At 70.0% G+C, this 15,413-nt stretch carries 14 protein-coding genes and 2 tRNA genes; 3 read left to right on the top strand and 13 right to left on the bottom strand.

The features are described 5' to 3' along the window. Nucleotides 1-79: 79 nt before the first annotated feature. From clpX to ACZZY9_RS13890, 5 genes are all read right to left on the bottom strand, one after another. Nucleotides 80-1,360 (bottom strand): ATP-dependent Clp protease ATP-binding subunit ClpX, encoded by a 1,281-nt coding sequence (clpX, locus tag ACZZY9_RS13910; protein ID WP_192059966.1) that lies wholly within the window; start codon nucleotides 1,358-1,360, stop codon nucleotides 80-82. A gap of 175 nt (nucleotides 1,361-1,535) precedes the next feature. After that, nucleotides 1,536-2,198, bottom strand: coding sequence for an ATP-dependent Clp protease proteolytic subunit (locus ACZZY9_RS13905; RefSeq protein ID WP_279292988.1), 663 nt, complete (start codon nucleotides 2,196-2,198; stop codon nucleotides 1,536-1,538). 37 nt (nucleotides 2,199-2,235) lie between these two features. Further along, a complete protein-coding gene (locus ACZZY9_RS13900) occupies nucleotides 2,236-2,823 on the bottom strand; it encodes an ATP-dependent Clp protease proteolytic subunit (protein ID WP_192059964.1) in 588 nt (195 codons plus the stop codon). A 217-nt stretch (nucleotides 2,824-3,040) separates the two neighbouring features. Then, nucleotides 3,041-4,366: a trigger factor gene (gene tig / locus ACZZY9_RS13895; protein ID WP_192059962.1), complete on the bottom strand. Its 1,326-nt coding sequence runs from the start codon at nucleotides 4,364-4,366 to the stop codon at nucleotides 3,041-3,043. 62 nt (nucleotides 4,367-4,428) lie between these two features. Continuing rightward, nucleotides 4,429-4,501, bottom strand: a tRNA-Pro gene (locus tag ACZZY9_RS13890). 153 nt (nucleotides 4,502-4,654) lie between these two features. Between ACZZY9_RS13890 and ACZZY9_RS13885 the strand changes: the two genes are divergently transcribed. After that, nucleotides 4,655-4,725 (top strand) — tRNA-Gly (locus ACZZY9_RS13885). A gap of 5 nt (nucleotides 4,726-4,730) precedes the next feature. Here the strand turns inward: ACZZY9_RS13885 and ACZZY9_RS13880 are convergent. Beyond that, entirely contained in the window at nucleotides 4,731-6,542 is a 1,812-nt protein-coding gene (locus ACZZY9_RS13880) for an acyltransferase family protein (protein ID WP_463464518.1), read from the bottom strand. A gap of 112 nt (nucleotides 6,543-6,654) precedes the next feature. On the opposite strand from ACZZY9_RS13880, the gene ACZZY9_RS13875 reads away from it, so the two are divergent. Then, nucleotides 6,655-7,386: an SGNH/GDSL hydrolase family protein gene (locus ACZZY9_RS13875; protein WP_463464517.1), complete on the top strand. Its 732-nt coding sequence runs from the start codon at nucleotides 6,655-6,657 to the stop codon at nucleotides 7,384-7,386. On the opposite strand, the gene ACZZY9_RS13870 is transcribed toward ACZZY9_RS13875, so the two are convergent. The 3 genes from ACZZY9_RS13870 to ACZZY9_RS13860 all read right to left on the bottom strand — a co-directional run bounded on the left by ACZZY9_RS13870 (nucleotide 7,360) and on the right by ACZZY9_RS13860 (nucleotide 10,849). Continuing rightward, the gene (locus ACZZY9_RS13870; protein ID WP_463464516.1) at nucleotides 7,360-8,661 is read right to left on the bottom strand and encodes an acyltransferase family protein; all 1,302 of its coding nucleotides are present in this window, start codon (nucleotides 8,659-8,661) and stop codon (nucleotides 7,360-7,362) included. The genes ACZZY9_RS13875 and ACZZY9_RS13870 overlap by 27 nt on opposite strands. Nucleotides 8,662-8,760: 99 nt before the next feature. Further along, entirely contained in the window at nucleotides 8,761-9,426 is a 666-nt protein-coding gene (locus ACZZY9_RS13865; RefSeq protein ID WP_192059954.1) for a response regulator transcription factor, read from the bottom strand. A 4-nt stretch (nucleotides 9,427-9,430) separates the two neighbouring features. After that, entirely contained in the window at nucleotides 9,431-10,849 is a 1,419-nt protein-coding gene (locus tag ACZZY9_RS13860; protein ID WP_463464515.1) for a sensor histidine kinase, read from the bottom strand. Nucleotides 10,850-11,038: 189 nt separating this feature from the next. On the opposite strand from ACZZY9_RS13860, the gene ACZZY9_RS13855 reads away from it, so the two are divergent. After that, nucleotides 11,039-11,527, top strand: a complete 489-nt coding sequence (locus ACZZY9_RS13855; RefSeq protein WP_055794695.1) for a Dps family protein — start codon at nucleotides 11,039-11,041, stop codon at nucleotides 11,525-11,527. 94 nt (nucleotides 11,528-11,621) lie between these two features. Here the strand turns inward: ACZZY9_RS13855 and ACZZY9_RS13850 are convergent, their stop codons facing one another. The 4 genes from ACZZY9_RS13850 to ACZZY9_RS13835 all read right to left on the bottom strand — a co-directional run bounded on the left by ACZZY9_RS13850 (nucleotide 11,622) and on the right by ACZZY9_RS13835 (nucleotide 15,329). Next, on the bottom strand, nucleotides 11,622-13,142 hold the full coding sequence (locus ACZZY9_RS13850; protein WP_463464514.1) for an amidohydrolase: 1,521 nt from the start codon (nucleotides 13,140-13,142) through the stop codon (nucleotides 11,622-11,624). Continuing rightward, the gene (locus ACZZY9_RS13845) at nucleotides 13,139-13,765 is read right to left on the bottom strand and encodes an FMN-binding negative transcriptional regulator (RefSeq protein WP_192059948.1); all 627 of its coding nucleotides are present in this window, start codon (nucleotides 13,763-13,765) and stop codon (nucleotides 13,139-13,141) included. Before ACZZY9_RS13845 ends, ACZZY9_RS13850 begins: the two co-directional genes overlap by 4 nt. Before the next feature lie 4 nt (nucleotides 13,766-13,769). Then, nucleotides 13,770-14,744 (bottom strand): Fpg/Nei family DNA glycosylase, encoded by a 975-nt coding sequence (locus ACZZY9_RS13840; protein ID WP_463464513.1) that lies wholly within the window; start codon nucleotides 14,742-14,744, stop codon nucleotides 13,770-13,772. A 99-nt stretch (nucleotides 14,745-14,843) separates the two neighbouring features. Continuing rightward, nucleotides 14,844-15,329 carry a ribose-5-phosphate isomerase gene (locus ACZZY9_RS13835; protein WP_463464512.1) on the bottom strand — a complete coding sequence of 162 codons (486 nt, stop codon included), beginning with the start codon at nucleotides 15,327-15,329 and terminating at the stop codon, nucleotides 14,844-14,846. Between the last annotated feature and the right edge of the window lie 84 nt (nucleotides 15,330-15,413).

The following is a 15,413-nucleotide window of genomic DNA, read 5'->3' as shown; positions in this document are numbered from 1 at the left end:
TGGGGCGGGTTCGCGTCTTCGGTGGCGGGTCAGCGCTGACCCGCCCCCGATGACGGGAACCCGCCGGACCCGCTGAGGGCTACGCGGACTTCTCGGTGCGCTGCTCGACGACGCGGGGCACGATGGTCGGCGCCGCGTTCTCGAGCACGGAGGCACGGGTCACCACGACCTTGCCCACGGTGTCGTCGGAGGGGACGTCGAACATGATCGGCCCGAGCACCTCTTCGAGGATGGCCCGCAGCCCTCGTGCGCCGGTCTGCCGGAGGACGGCCAGGTCGGCGATCGACTCGAGCGCGCCGCGATCGAACTCCAGCTCGACGCCGTCGATCTCGAACATGCGCTGGTACTGACGCACCAGGGCGTTCTTCGGCTCGGTGAGGATCTGCATGAGCGCCGGCTGGTCGAGCTGGGTCACCGTCGTCACGACCGGCAGACGGCCGATGAACTCGGGGATCAGACCGAACTTGTGCAGGTCTTCGGGCAGGACCTCGCTGAAGAGGGCCGCCTCATCTTCCTTGCTGTGCAGAGGGGCGCCGAAGCCGATGCCCCGCTTGCCCGCGCGGTTCGAGATGATCTCTTCGAGCCCCGCGAACGCACCGGCCACGATGAACAGCACGTTGGTCGTGTCGACCTGGATGAACTCCTGATGCGGGTGCTTGCGACCGCCCTGCGGCGGCACGGAGGCGACCGTGCCCTCGAGGATCTTGAGCAGCGCCTGCTGCACGCCCTCGCCCGACACGTCTCGAGTGATCGAGGGGTTCTCGGCCTTGCGGGCGATCTTGTCGATCTCGTCGATGTAGATGATCCCCGTCTCGGCCCGCTTGACGTCGTAGTCGGCGGCCTGGATGAGCTTGAGGAGGATGTTCTCGACGTCTTCGCCGACGTAGCCGGCCTCGGTCAGGGCGGTCGCATCGGCGACGGCGAACGGGACGTTGAGACGCTTGGCCAGAGTCTGAGCCAGATAGGTCTTGCCGCAGCCCGTCGGACCGATGAGCAGGATGTTCGACTTCGAGATCTCGACCTCGTCGGCCAAGGACTCGGCGGCGGTGAGGGTCGAGGCGGCGCGGATGCGCTTGTAGTGGTTGTACACGGCCACGGAGAGCGAGCGCTTCGCCGCGTCCTGGCCGATCACGTACTCTTCGAGGAACGAGTAGATCTCGCGGGGCTTCGGCAGGTCGAACTCGCTGGTGGGCTCTTCGCCGGCTTCGGCGAGGCGCTCTTCGATGATCTCGTTGCAGAGCTCGACGCACTCGTCGCAGATGTAGACGCCGGGACCGGCGATCAACTGCTGGACCTGCTTCTGGCTCTTTCCACAGAACGAGCACTTGAGCAGATCGGCGCTCTCACCTATACGTGCCATGCCCGGCCTCCTTCGTGGCGTGAAGATCGGCGACCCTTGACGGTCGTCGTGCATCGAGCCTAACGCGATCCTCCGACGCCGACGGACCCACGCGGGCCGGGCGTCGGATCCGCCGACGCGACGAAGCCCCGGACCGCGTGGTCCGGGGCTTCGGGGCGACCGTGGTCGGAATCGGTCAGCGCGTGAGCGCCGGCTGGTTCTTGCGCGAGGTCAGCACCTGGTCGACGAGACCGTAGGCCAGAGCCTCCTGTGCACCGAGGATGTTGTCGCGCTCGATGTCGCGGTTCACCTCTTCAGGGGTCTTGTTGGAGTGGAACGACAGCGTCTCTTCGAGCCAGGTGCGCATGCGGAGCACCTCGGCGGCCTGGATCTCGATGTCGGACGCCTGGCCCCCGCTGTTGCCGCCGGTCGACGGCTGGTGGATCAGCACGCGGGCGTTGGGGAGGGCGAGTCGCTTGCCGGGCTGACCGGCGGCGAGCAGCACCGCGGCGGCCGAAGCGGCCTGACCGAGGCACACCGTCTGGATCTCGGGGCGGATGTACTGCATCGTGTCGTAGATCGCCGTCATGGCCGTGAACGAGCCGCCGGGCGAGTTGATGTAGAGCGTGATGTCGCGGTCGGGATCCATGCTCTCGAGCACGAGCAGCTGCGCCATGATGTCGTCGGCCGACGCATCGTCGACCTGCACGCCCAGGAAGACGATGCGGTCTTCGAACAGCTTGGCGTAGGGGTCCTGGCGCTTGTAGCCGTAAGCCGTGCGCTCTTCGAAGCTGGGGAGGATGTACCGGGAATCGGGGGTCTGGACGCGGCCCGCACCACCCATCATCGGGAGTTCCATGTGTTCTTCTCTTTCTGTGCTGACGATCGGGTGGGGGCTACGACTGGTCGGTGCCGGCGCCGCCGACGACGTCGGTGGCCGAACCGCGGATGTGGTCGACGAAGCCGTATTCGAGGGCCTCTTCGGCCGTGAACCAGCGGTCGCGGTCGCCGTCCTCGTTGATCTGCTCGACGGTCTTGCCCGTCTGAGCCGCCGTGATCTCGGCGAGACGTCGCTTCATCGAGAGGATGAGCTGCGCCTGCGTCTGGATGTCGGACGAGGTGCCGCCGAAGCCGCCGTGCGGCTGATGCAGCAGAACACGCGCGTTCGGCGTGATGTAGCGCTTGCCCTTGGTGCCGGCGGTCAGAAGCAGCTGACCCATCGAGGCCGCCATACCGATGCCGACCGTGACGATGTCGTTCGGCACGAACTCCATGGCGTCGTAGATCGCCATGCCCGCGGTGATCGACCCGCCGGGCGAGTTGATGTACAGGTAGATGTCCTTCTCGCTGTCCTCCGCGGCGAGGAGCAGGAGTTTCGCTGCGATCTCGTTGGCGTTCTCGTCGCGCACCTCGGAGCCGAGCCAGATGATGCGGTCTTTGAGCAGTCGGTCAAAAACACTGTTGGGCAGTGTCACATCGGCCATGGTGGAGCTCCCATTCGTTGTCGCTTGCTGTCGAATCTATAGGGTCCAACGCACGGGTTCCGGACTGTTCGCCCACGGCAGATAGCGGGTGGCGACGGGTGTCCGGCTTCGGCGTCGGGCCGACCGAGGAGGCACGGTGCCGGGGACGACGGAGGGCCGGGTGCGTTCTGCACCCGGCCCTCGCGTATCGACCAGCGGTCGACCTCAGACGTCTCGACTACGCGTGGTCGTGACCCTCGTGGTCGTCGTCGTCCGAACCGACACCCGCCGTGGCGGTGAAGGCGGACAGGTCGACGGCCGCACCCTCGCCGTCGACGACCTTGGCCTTCGACAGCACGACCGCGAGGGCCTTGCTGCGGGCGACCTCGCCGACCATAGCGGGGATCTGACCGTTCTGGTCGAGGACCTTGATGAACTCGCCCGGCTCCATGCCGTACTGGGCGGCACCCTGGATCAGGTACTGGGTGAGCTCGTCCTGCTCGACCTTGACCTCTTCCTTCTCGGCGATGGCGTCGAGGAGGATCTGGTTGCGGAAGGCCTTCTCGCTGCTCTCTTTGACCTCGGCGCGGTGCTCGTCGTCCTCGAGGCGGTTCTCCTGTTCGAGGTGACGGTGCACCTCGTCTTCCACGAGCTTCTCGGGGACGGGGATCTCGACCGATTCGAGGAGCTTCTCGACGACCTGGTCGCGAGCCTGGCCACCCTGGCCGAACGACTTCGACTTGGCGAGCTGCTCGCGCAGGTCGGCCTTGAGCTCGTCGATCGTGTCGAACTGGCTGGCGATCTGAGCGAAGTCGTCGTCAGCCTCGGGGAGCTCTCGCTCTTTCACGGCGGTGACGGTGACGGCGATGAGCGCGGTCTCGCCCTCGCGGTCGCCGCCGAGCAGCTTCGACTCGAAGGTGGTGCTCTCGCCGGCGGTGAGCGACTCGAGGGCCTCGTCGATGCCCTCGATCAGCTCGCCCGAGCCGAGCTCGTACGAGATGCCCTTGGCGGTGTCGACCTCGTCGTCGCCGATCGTGGCGGTGAGGTCGATCTGGGCGAAGTCGCCCGTGGTGGCGGGGCGGTCGACGGTGACGAGCGTGCCGAAGCGGGTGCGGAGGTTCGCGAGCTCTTCGTCGACCTCGTCGTCGGAGATCTCGACCGTGTCGACCGTGAGCTCGATGCCCTCGTAGTCGGGCAGGTCGAAGTCGGGACGCACGTCGACCTCGACGGCGATGGTGAGGTCGCCCGAGAAGTCCTTGACGTCGGGCCAGCCGACGACGTCGGCCTCGGGGCGGCCGAGCACGCGGATCTCGGTCTCGGTGACGGCCTCGCGGTAGAACTTGTCGAGGCTCTCGCTCACGGCGTGGTTCAGCACCTCTTCGCGACCGACGCGCTGGTCGATGATGGGCGGCGGGACCTTGCCCTTGCGGAAGCCGGGGATGTTGATGGTCTCGGCGATGTGCCCGTAGGCGTGCGTGACGCTGGGCTTCAGCTCGTCGGGAGTCACGACGATGTTGAGCTTGACGCGCGTGGGGCTGAGCTTTTCAACCGTGGTCTGGACCAATGTGGGGCTTCTCCTGTGTTGGCGACGCTGAACTCACATCCGAGACAGCAGGTAGACGATCGTCGGGGCGACAGGACTCGAACCTGCGATCTTCCGCCCCCAAAACGGACGCGCTAGCCACTACGCTACGCCCCGTGTATCACCTGGAACGGTCTCACCCCGTGTTGTCCCGTTGAGGTCGGGTCGGGGAAAAGGCCGCGGTCAGTCTAGCCGACGCGAGCGACCGGTGACTGAACGAACCGGCAGATGGTTTATAGTGGTTCTACCCATGCGGCCGAGGCCGCTCCTGGGGATGTAGCTCAATGGTAGAGCCTCAGTCTTCCAAACTGATGGCGCGGGTTCGATTCCCGTCATCCCCTCCGATTCAGTCCTCCGGGGTCACCGATCTCATGATCTCGTCGAGGCCCGTCCGCGGCAGCACCCGCTCCCCGAAGTAGGCGGCGCCGTACTTCGTGAAGTGGATGCGATCCGGCGAGAGGATGCGCCCCTCGTCGTCGGTGATGGGCACGCGGCCGTCCACCGCGAGGTCGAGCCAGGGCACGAGGTGCTCGGCCGGGATCAGATCACGGGCGACGTGGTCCATCTCGACGATCTCGTCGGGGACGGAGTTGGTCAGCAGGGCACGCTCGTCGGGCGCCTGGCGCGCGATCCAGTTCGCGTTGTCGCCGAAGTTCTTGGCGCCGCCGTAGAAGATCTCCTTGCCGTCGGCCACGGCCTGCGCGAGATCGTCTCGCACGCACGTCGGGTACTCCCGATCGGTGGCGTAGAGGATGAGCTCGGCCGCCTCGTAGCGCTCGTCGAAGTGCGCGGGCGTCGGCTGGTCGCGGAGGCATCCGAGCACGCCGGGCTGATGGATGATCTCGAGCCGCGCCTCCGGATAGGTCTCGAGGACGGCGTTCGCCAGGTCGCGCGAGAAGCTGTTGCCGACCACGAAGACGTTCAGCCGGTCGTCGTCGACGAAGCGCTCGGCGTCGTTCTCGATGAGGCGCTGGACGTACGTGACGTCCGTGGCGCCGTCGGCCAGGACCTCCGGCTCGTAGATCCGCCCCGGCAGACCGTTGGTCGAATGGAGCACGAGGCCCGCGGCGGCGACGAGCACGACGGCCGACCCGACCGCGGGGGCGAAGACGCGACGGCGGACCGTGTCGGGCGAGCGGAACGGCGTCTCGACGAAGCGCCAGGTGAGCCAGGCGAGCGCGAGGGAGACGACCGAGAGCGTGAGGAAGACCCCGACGGGGGGCTCTTCGGGCGACCAGATCCGGGCGAAGGCGAAGAGGGGCTGGTGCCAGAGGTAGGCGCTGAAGCTGATGAGGCCGACCAGCACCACCGGCGGCCGAGAGAGCACCCGGGCGGCCGGGGTGCCCTCTCGCGCGAAGGCGATGACGAGAGCGGCGCCGACGACCGGGACGACCAGGACGAACGGGGAGACGGCCGAGCCGCCGTCGACGGCCACGACGGTGGCGACGATGGCGAGCAGCCCCGCGGTCGCGGCCGCGGAGGCGGCACGAGGGCCGAGGAGGCGCGGTGCGGCCTCGGCACCGGGCCGCGCGTGCCACAGGGCCAGCCCGGCCCCGACGAGGAGCTCCCACGATCGGGCGGGCAGCAGGTAGAAGGCCGCATCGGGGTCGGTGGACGACCACCAGACGGCGACCCCGAAGCTGACGAGCCCGACGACGACGACGCCCGATGCCGCCGCCCGACGCCCGAGGGCCAGCAGGGCGAGCAGCAGCAGGGGGAACAGCAGGTAGAACTGCTCTTCGACGCCGAGGCTCCAGGTGTGCATGAGCGGCTTGAACTCGGAGGCGGTGTCGAAGTAGCCGCTCGACAGGTACAGCAGGACGTTGTTGCCGGAGAACAGCGTCGTGACGAGCGACTGGCCGAAGTTCTCGAGTTCGTCCGGCATCATCCAGAGGACTGCGAACGGCGTGCACGCCGCCATGACCACGAGCAGCGCCGGCGCGATGCGCCGGATGCGGCGAGCCCAGAACGACCGGAGGGTGAAGGTGCCCCGTGACCGCTGGCCGACGATGATGCCCGTGATCAGATAGCCGCTGATCACGAAGAACACGTCGACGCCGACGAGACCGCCTGCGAAGCCGGCCACCCCCGCGTGGAACAGGATGACGCTGACGACCGCCACGGCTCGGAGGCCGTCGATCTCGGGTCTGTAGATCACGTGTCGGGACTCCCCTGCTCGATAACCATGAACAGATATCAACTTTATCATATCAATACCGGGTTGCTTCGAGCGATTCGCGCAGCGACCGCGGGTGCCGCAGAATGGCGCCATGACCCCGGGATCGCCGCCTCGCCGCTCCGTCCGTCGACGGGCGCGCCTGCTCGGCGCCGCCGCCACCGTCACTGCCGCCGCACTGGCCGGGGCGCTGTCCGCCTGCTCCGCACCGAGCACCACGGCCCCGCGTGCCGAGGGCGGTGTCGCACCGGCGGCGTCCGCCGACGACCTCCGGGTGGCGGTGGTCGGCGACTCGCTGAGCGCAGGGCGCAGCGGGTTCCTCGGCAACGGGCTCGACGACGAGTCGTGGATGACCTACGCGCAGGGCGACGGCGTCGTGTTCGCCGGCGGCTGGGCCCGCGCCGGCGCGACCGTCGAGCAGATGGCAGCCGCCGTCTCGCCCGTCGACGCCGACGTCCTGGTGCTGATGGGAGGGACGAACGACGTGCGTCACGGCACGAGCTTCGCCGAGGCCGAGGCGTCGTACGAGTCGATCATCGACACGGTGGGCGCCGACCGCGTGCTGATCGCGGCGATCCCGCCCTACCAGCCCGCCCCCGAGGAGGCCATGGCCTACGAGGCCGACCTGGCCTCATGGGCGTACGGCGAGGGCCATCCGCTCATCGATCCCTGGCTCTTCGCGAGAGGCGCCGACGGACAGTGGGCCGCGGCCACGAGCGCCGACGGAATCCACCCCACGGCAGCCGGCTACGAGAGACTCGGCCGCGAGGTGCACGAGCTCATCCTCGACGCGGCGGCGTCACCCGCCGACTCGACCCGGGGTTGACGACCGCTCGGCCACCGCGTCGTCTCCCGGGGCCGTCGCGCCGAGGCCCGAGGCGCCGCCGCCGCGGGCGGGCCGGCCCGTCGGCTTGAGTCGAAGCGCCTGCTTCTCGACCGTCCAGTAGGTGATCGTCGCGAGGGTCAGTGTGATCGCGACGGTCACGACGAGATAGAGGACGTACAGCGCGCGTCCGCCCTGTCCGGGATCGAGGAGGTCCTGCATGATCCGGATGACCGGCATGTGCCACAGGTAGACGCTGAACGAGATGACCCCGAGACCCCGAACGGGCGCCCAGTCGCAGAACCGGGCGATGAGACCCAGACGATCGCCGTGGGCCGGCAGCACCATGAGCAGCAGCACGCCCGTGAAGCCGATGGACGCGAAGGTGTCTTGGAACTCGGGGGTCGAGCCGATCCAGGCCACCACGAAGGCGGCCCCGATGATCACGAGCAGCGTGCCGCGGAGAGCGGAGACGGCCGCGCGAGGTGCGGCCCCCCGCCGGACGGCGATGTAGAGCAACGAGGCGGCCATGCCGAAGGCGAAGAGGTCGGCGTGCAGCAGCAGACTGCGGCTCACGACGGAGAACCAGTTGTCGGACCACGCGAGGTCCCCACCGCTCAGGCCCGACGTCTCACCCGCGGTGTGCTGCCAGATCTTGCCGGCGACACCGGCGACGAACATCGCCCCGACCGGCACGAGCGACCCGATCCAGCCGGAGGTGCGGAGCGCTACGTGCCGACCGAGCATCGCCAGGAAGGGGAGCACGAGGTAGAAGGTCAGCTCGACGGTCAGCGTCCACGAGACCTCGAGACCCGTCCGCAGCGTGCCGGGCAGGTAGGAGTGCAGCAGGGTCAGGTCGACCAGGGTCTTCCACCACGGCAGCCGACCGAACTCGTTCTGCGACAGGAACGACATCTGCAGGACGAAGTTGACGATCAGGAGGACGACGACGTAGGCCGGCCAGATGCGCAGGAACCGGTTCGTGGCGTAGCGCCTCAGCGACGGCAGCTCACGGCCCTCGATGATGCGGGTGGCGAACGGCCAGAACAGCAGGAACCCCGAGAGCACGAAGAACAGGCTGAGGCCTTGGTGCATGAAGAAGACGAGCAGGGGCATCGTCTCGTCCTCGACGTCACGCGTCAGGACGTGCGCCACGTGGTACGAGAGCACGGCCATGGCCGCCAGCCCGCGGAGGCCTTCGAGACCCACGATGCGATCGCCCCAGTACGGCGCCGCCGACGCGCCCGGAGGGGTCGGGGTCGGGGCTGGCGCGGACATCGCCACAGGCTACCCGAGGGTCCTGGCCGGCGCCCCTCCCGCGCTTCGCCCCCGCGCGAGGCGGCCGACGGGTGGTCGGCGCCGCCACCGGTGCCGGGGTCAGTGCTGCAGGTAGGCCAGCACCGCGAGCACGCGGCGATGGTCGGTGCCGCTGTCTTCGAGCAGCAGCTTCTGGAAGATCGAGGTGACGTTCTTCTCGACGGCGCCGGTGCCGATCACGAGCGCCGACGCGATCGCGGCGTTCGTCCGCCCCTCGGCCATCAGGGTCAGGACCTCGCGTTCACGCGGCGTCAGCGCCGCGAGGGGGTCGCTGCGCCGACCGAGCAGCTGCGACACGACCTGCGGGTCGAGCACCGTGCCTCCGTTCGCCACCCGCTCGAGGGCGTCGCGGAACTCGTCGAGCGACGCGATGCGGTCTTTCAGGAGGTAGCCGACTCCCCCGGAGCCCGCCTCGAGGAGGTCTCGGGCGTAGGCCACCTCGACGTACTGCGAGAGCAGCAGGATCGACGTGCCGGGGCGACGCGAGCGGATCTCGATGGCCGCGCGCACTCCCTCGTCGGTGTGCGAGGGGGGCATGCGCACGTCGAGGACGGCCACGTCGGGGAGGTCCGCGTCGAGCGCGGCGAGCAGCTCGTCGGCGTCGCCGTAGGCCCCGACGACCACGACCCCGATCTCGTCGAGCAGTCGGACGAGTCCTTCGCGCAGCAGCACGGAGTCGTCGGCGACGACCACACGGAGGGCAGGATCGAGGGTGCTGTCGGCCATCCGGTCAGTCTAGGGAGACCACGGTCTCCGTCGGTGTCGTCGGCGGCGTGGGGCTCCCGGTCAGCGGGATGCTCACCGTCACGATTGTCGGCCCGCCCGCCGGGCTCGAGATGTCGAGGAACCCGCCGAGTCCGACCAGGCGCTCCTGCACCCCGGCCAGGCCGTGCCCGTCGCGGAGCCCCGCCCCGCCGCGGCCGTCGTCGGTGGCCACGAGCTCGAGGAGCAGCCCCGTGCCGTCGGGCGCCTGCCGCGTGCGCACCACGATGTCGGCCGACGACGCCTCGGCGTGCTTGCCGATGTTCGTGACCAGCTCGGAGGCGATGAAGTACGCGTTGCGCTCGATGTCGACCGGGAGGATCACATGGGCGGGCACCCGGTCGAGCAGCGTGGTCGGGATCGTCGCCCGGTCGACCAGCGACTCGAGGGCGGCGAGCAGACCGCGGTCGAGGAGCAGAGGAGGCGCGAAGCCGCGGGACAGCGCCCGCAGCTCCTCGAGGGCCTCCTGGGACTGCACCCGCGCCTCCTCGATGAGGCTCCGGCTCTTGTCGGGGTCGCTGTCGACGGCGCGGGAGGCGGCGGCGAGATCCATCTGGAGCCGGACGAGTCGCTGCTGCGGGCCGTCGTGGATGTCGCGTTCCAGGCGGCGGAGCGCCGTGCCCTCGGCGGAGAGGGCCGCCGTGCGGGAGATCTCGCGGTCGGCGAGCTCCACCTCGAGCTCGTCGGAGCGGAACCCGCCGAGCATGGCGGCGGCGATCGCCTGGTGCATGACGACGAACCCGTGCAGCACGTACGGCAGCAGCAGGACGACCGCGGCGAGGACGACCACGCCCACGGCGAGGGCCATGAACCCGACGGTCGACCCGCTGAGCGCGTCGCCCAGGGAGTAGATGTTCCACGGCACGACGGCGGTGAGGATCAGCACGCCCAGGAATACGATCCCCAGCGGGACGGCGAGCGCCGCGAACGTGACGAACGAGGTGAACCCGGCGACCGCGGGGAAGACGATGACCGCGTAGAGGAGGTAGAGCCAGTAGTGCGGGTTCGCGACGACGGACACGGCGCGGACGATGCGCTTGTCGGAGCGACCCCACGTCGTGTTCGGGGTCCAGTCGACGGGGCGGATCGGGCGGTCGGAGGCCCACCGCAGCCGCGTCACCTCGAAGGTGCCGAACCAGCGCGCCGCCCAGAGGGAGACGAACACCACGACGGCGAGCGACAGGAGGCTCGCGATGTAGCCGCCGGAGGTCTCCCACCCGCGGAGGGCGATGTTGGCCGCGATGAGCACCACAACCACGAGCACCGCCGACAGCGCGATGTAGCCGAGCTCGCGGGGCAGGCCGCGCCAGCGTCGGGCGTAGCCGCCGGCCTGCCGCGGCGGCGAGAGGTAGGGGTTGGGGGTCGTGATGGGGGTCTCCTGGTTCATGCTGTCGAGCCTGGTCGACGGCCGGCGTCCGACCCATGGTGCCAGCGACCGGAACCCGGGTGGGGTTATCCCCCGCCTCCGACGATCTCGGTGAGGCGAGGCTGGCCTTCGTGAGCCGAGCCTCAGCTTGCTTGCGGAATCTTCTCAGACCTCTAGCGTTGACCCCATCGTCAAGGAAAGGACCACGTCATGACCGACCTCACCCGCACCGTCCCCCAGGGATCCGTCGACCCCGACGTCGCTGCCGGCGTCGCCCAGTTCCTCAGCCAGATCGTCACCGACATGACCGCGCTGTCGGTCAACGGCAAGCAGGCCCACTGGCATGTCCGCGGCATCGCGTTCATCGCCGTCCACGAGCTGATCGACGTGGTCGTCGACCACGCACGAGAGTGGGCCGACCTCGCCGCGGAGCGCGTCGTCGCCCTCGGGCTGCCCGTCGACGGGCGCATCGCCACCGTCGCCGCCAACACGGTCATCCCGCCCACCTCGCCCGGCTTCAACCAGATCGACACCACGATCGCCGAGCTCGTGGCCCAGATCGACGCCTCGCTCGTCGCGGTCCGCACCGCCATCGACGAGCTCGGTGAGCTGGACGCCTCCAGCCAGGACGTCGCCATCGAGATCTCGCGCGGCCTCGAGAAGGACCGCTGGTTCCTCGCCGCGCACGTCGCCGGCTGAGACTCCCGCTCCAGACGATCGGAGGCCGTCGCCCCTCGGGGCGGCGGCCTTCGTCGTGCCCCGCCTGCGCGGGAGCGGACCGCCGACGCCCGGGTCAGCCGAGCGCGACGTGGGTGAACCGGCCGCCCAGCAGCGTCGCCGCGACGTCGAACGCCCGGAGGTCGGCGTCCGCCGCCGACAGCGGGTCGGACTCCGTCACGACGAGGTCCGCCACCGATCCCGCCTCGACCGACGATCGCCCGCGAGTCGAGGCCGCGAGCGCGACCGACGAGACCAGACGCTGCTCGGGGTGCCAGGCCTCGCGTCCGTCGCGGGACCGCGACACGGCGGCGGCCATCGACACCCAGGGGTCGAGCGGCGCCACGGGCGCATCGGACCCGAGCCGCAGCGTCACGCCGGCGGCGGCGAGCGACTCGAAGGCGAAGGCGCGATCGGTGCGCCCCGCCCACAGGCGGTCGGCGACGTCGCGGTCGTCCATCGCGTGCTCGGGCTGCACGCTCGCGACGATGCCGAGCCGGGCGAACCGTGCGACGTCGTGGGCGTCGACGAGCTGCGCGTGCTCGATGCTCCCCCCGCAGCCGACCGCCTCGAGGGCGTCGAGGGCGAGGGCGTTCGCGGCGTCGCCGATGGCGTGCACCGCCGGGACCAGTCCGGCCGAGGAGGCGCGGCGCAGCCAGTCGACGAGCTCGTCGGCGTCGTAGGCGGACAGCCCCCGAGCCGCGGGGGTGCCCTCGAGACCCCTGTACGGGTCGTGGCAGAAGGCGGTGCGGGTGTTCAACGACCCGTCGGTGATGATCTTGAACGGGCCCATGGTCACGAGCCCCCCGGTGCCGTCGATGACGTCGCCGGTGCGGAGTCCCCGCGCGATCACCCGGTCGAGGTCGGCGGGGTAGACGCCGGCCGACACCCGGAGGCTGCGGTCGCCACCGGCGACCCGTCGCGCCCACCGGTCGATCGAGAACGACATCTCGAGATCCACGATGCCGACGACGCCACGCGCGGCCGCGGCGGCGGACGCGTCGGCCACCCATCCGTCGAGCAGCTCGTCGGGGACCGCGCTCACCCGCGTGCTGACGTCGAAGGCGTCCTGCTCGCGCAGCAGACCCGTCGGGTGGCCGCCGTAGCCGTATCGTGCCAGGGCCGCGGAGTCGAGCCACGCCGCGTGCAGGTCGTTGCTGACCAGCACGACGGGCACGTCGCCGCTGACGGAGTCGAGCACCCCGTGGGTCGGCTCGTCGGCCCACAGGGCGTCGAAGAAGCCGTAGCCGACGAGGGGCTGCCCGCTCGGCGGCGGGTCGGCGCGCAGCTTCTCGCCGACGAGCGACGCCGCGTGCGCGGCGGAGCGGGCCGTCGAGAGGTCGAGTCGCCGCCGGGCGAGCGCCCACTGGTCCATGTGCACGTGCGAGTCCCAGAGACCGGGTGCGAGCCAGCGCCCGCCGAGGTCGACCACGTCGACGCCGGGAGCCGGGGTGATCCCGGAGGCGATCGCCGAGACCTCGCCCGACTCGATCAGCACGTCGACCGGGGAGCCGTCGCTGCCGACGAGGCGGGCGTCCGTCAGGATCAGGCCCCGCGCCTCCTCGGCTCCCCCGGTCGGGGCGTCGACGAGGCTCATCGGTCGCGCACCCGTCGCATCTCGGCGGCCAGCGCCGGCTGCGCGTAGTGCCGGCCGTGCTCGAGCTCGTCGACGATGCGGTCGACGACCTCGGGCGGCTTGTTCTGACTGAGCTTGAGACGGGCGTCGAACCGCGTCACCCGCAGGCGGATGCCGACGGTGCCCTTCGCGACGCGGCGGGAGCCCTCCTCGTCGAGAGCGAGCGACACGGGTTCGGGCATCACGTTCTCGAAGTGGTCGACGAGCTCGCCGAGCACTCTGAAGTTCTCGTCGTCGGACAGGATCTCGGGGACGCCCCAGAGATGCGCGGTGACGTGGTTCCAGGTCGGGACGATCTGCTCGGCGGGGTACCAGCCCGGCGAGATGTAGCCGTGCGGGCCCTGGATGATCACCATGGCCTCGTGCTCGCCGAGCTCGTGCGAACGCTCGTCGGGTCGGCCGACGTGGCTGACGATGGAGATCGCGTCGGGGTCGGCCGGGTCGGCGGGCTCGAGCACCACGGGGTAGTGCGACGCGACGATGCCCGCGGCCGTGTGAGACACGATGGTCGCCCACGGGTTCTCGCGGATCAGGCGCCTGACCTCGTCGACATCGGTCAGGACGAACGTGGGGGTGTGCCGCATGGGCTCAAGTCTGGTCGGTCGGGCACCAGTAGAGCTTCCGACCCGCGGCCATCTCCATGACGATGTTCGTGCCGCAGACCCGGCAGGGCAGTCCTTCGCGGTGATAGACCCAGTGCCGGTCGGCGCGGCTGCGGAGGGCCTTGGCGTGCTGCGCCTTCGTCAGACCGTCCATGGTCATCATCTGGCCCAGCTCGACGCCGCTCTTCAGCAGCTTCGTCCAGTCCTTGTAGAGCGCGCGCAGCGCCTCTTCGGGCACCTGATTGCCGGGGGTGTGCGGGTCGAGCCGCGCCCGGAAGAGCAGTTCGGCCCGGTAGATGTTGCCGATGCCGCTGACGACGCTCTGATCCATCAGCAGCAGACCGATCGGGGTGCGCTTCTTCCCCGCGACGGACACGAACCGGTCGGCGCCCTTCTTGGGCGAGTCGACCAGCGGGTCGGGGCCGAGCTTGGCGATCGCCATGTCGACTCCCGCCGCGTCGAGCACCTCGCACTTCGTCGGACCGCGCAGGTCGCCGACCGCCGTGTCGGTGAGCAGCCGCACCCGCACCTGGCCGACCGGCTCGGGCGGGAACGACTCGATGTCGTCTTCGGCCTTCTCCTGCTCGGCCATGCGCACCCGACTCGTGCGCGGCGCTCCGATGCTCGCCATCGAGTGCTCGCCGTCGTCGTCGGGGGCGTTCTCGGCCTTGCGCGTGGCGGCCCGGCGACGCCGCGACTCGGCCATCGAGTGCCCCGTCGCGATCTCGCCCGCGAAGTCCCAGGCCCCGTAGAGCCCCAGGTGCACGTGCAGCCAGAGCCCGTTGTCGAACTCGAGGAACATCTGCTTGCCGACGGCCTTCGCGGCCACCATGGTCGCGCCGTCGAGCCTCTCGGCCCCGGCCGCGAAGCGCCCCTGAGGCGAGCTGACCGCGGCTCGGTGCCCGACGAAGCTCTGCTCGAACTGGTTGGCGATGCGGTGGACGGAATGACCCTCGGGCACGGTGCTCCCTCTCTCGGGGTGAGGTCCCGGCGGCGGGGCCGGGACGACGAAGCGGCGGGGACCCCGACCGGGGCGCCCGCCGCACTCGACGTTACGTCGTCAGTCGACCGGGTGCCCGGCGATGGCCCCGGTGGTCTCGTACTCGCCGACCTGCGCGATGCGTCGCGCATGACGCTCGTCGTGGCTGAAGGGCTCGGCGACGAAGGCGTCGATGAAGGCGAGCGCCTCGGACTCGGTGTGCTGACGCGCGCCGATGGCGATCACGTTGGCGTCGTTGTGCTGTCGGGCCAGACGGGCGGTCGAGTCGTTCCAGACCAGTGCGGCTCGCACGCCCGCGACCTTGTTCGCGGCGATCTGCTCGCCGTTGCCCGAACCGCCGAAGACCACGCCGAGCGCGTCGTGGCCCTTGCGCTGATCGCGGACGACCGCCCTCGCCGCCGCGATGCAGAACGACGGGTAGTCGTCGAGGGGCTCGTACGAGGTCGGCCCGTGGTCGGTCACGTCGTGGCCCGCGTCGGAGAGGTGCTGGATGACCGTCTGGCTGAACTCGAGGCCGGCGTGATCGGTCGCCACGTGGATGCGCATGGTGATCATCATAGAACCGGGCCGGCGGACGGATCGCGACCTGCGCCTCCTCGGCGGCGGGGCCGTCGAGCCGAGGAGGCGCGG

It is taken from the genome of Frigoribacterium sp. AC394 (genome assembly GCF_979258095.1).
Note: the sequence above shows the minus strand (reverse complement) of the source record. Positions and strands in the feature narration are given on the sequence as shown.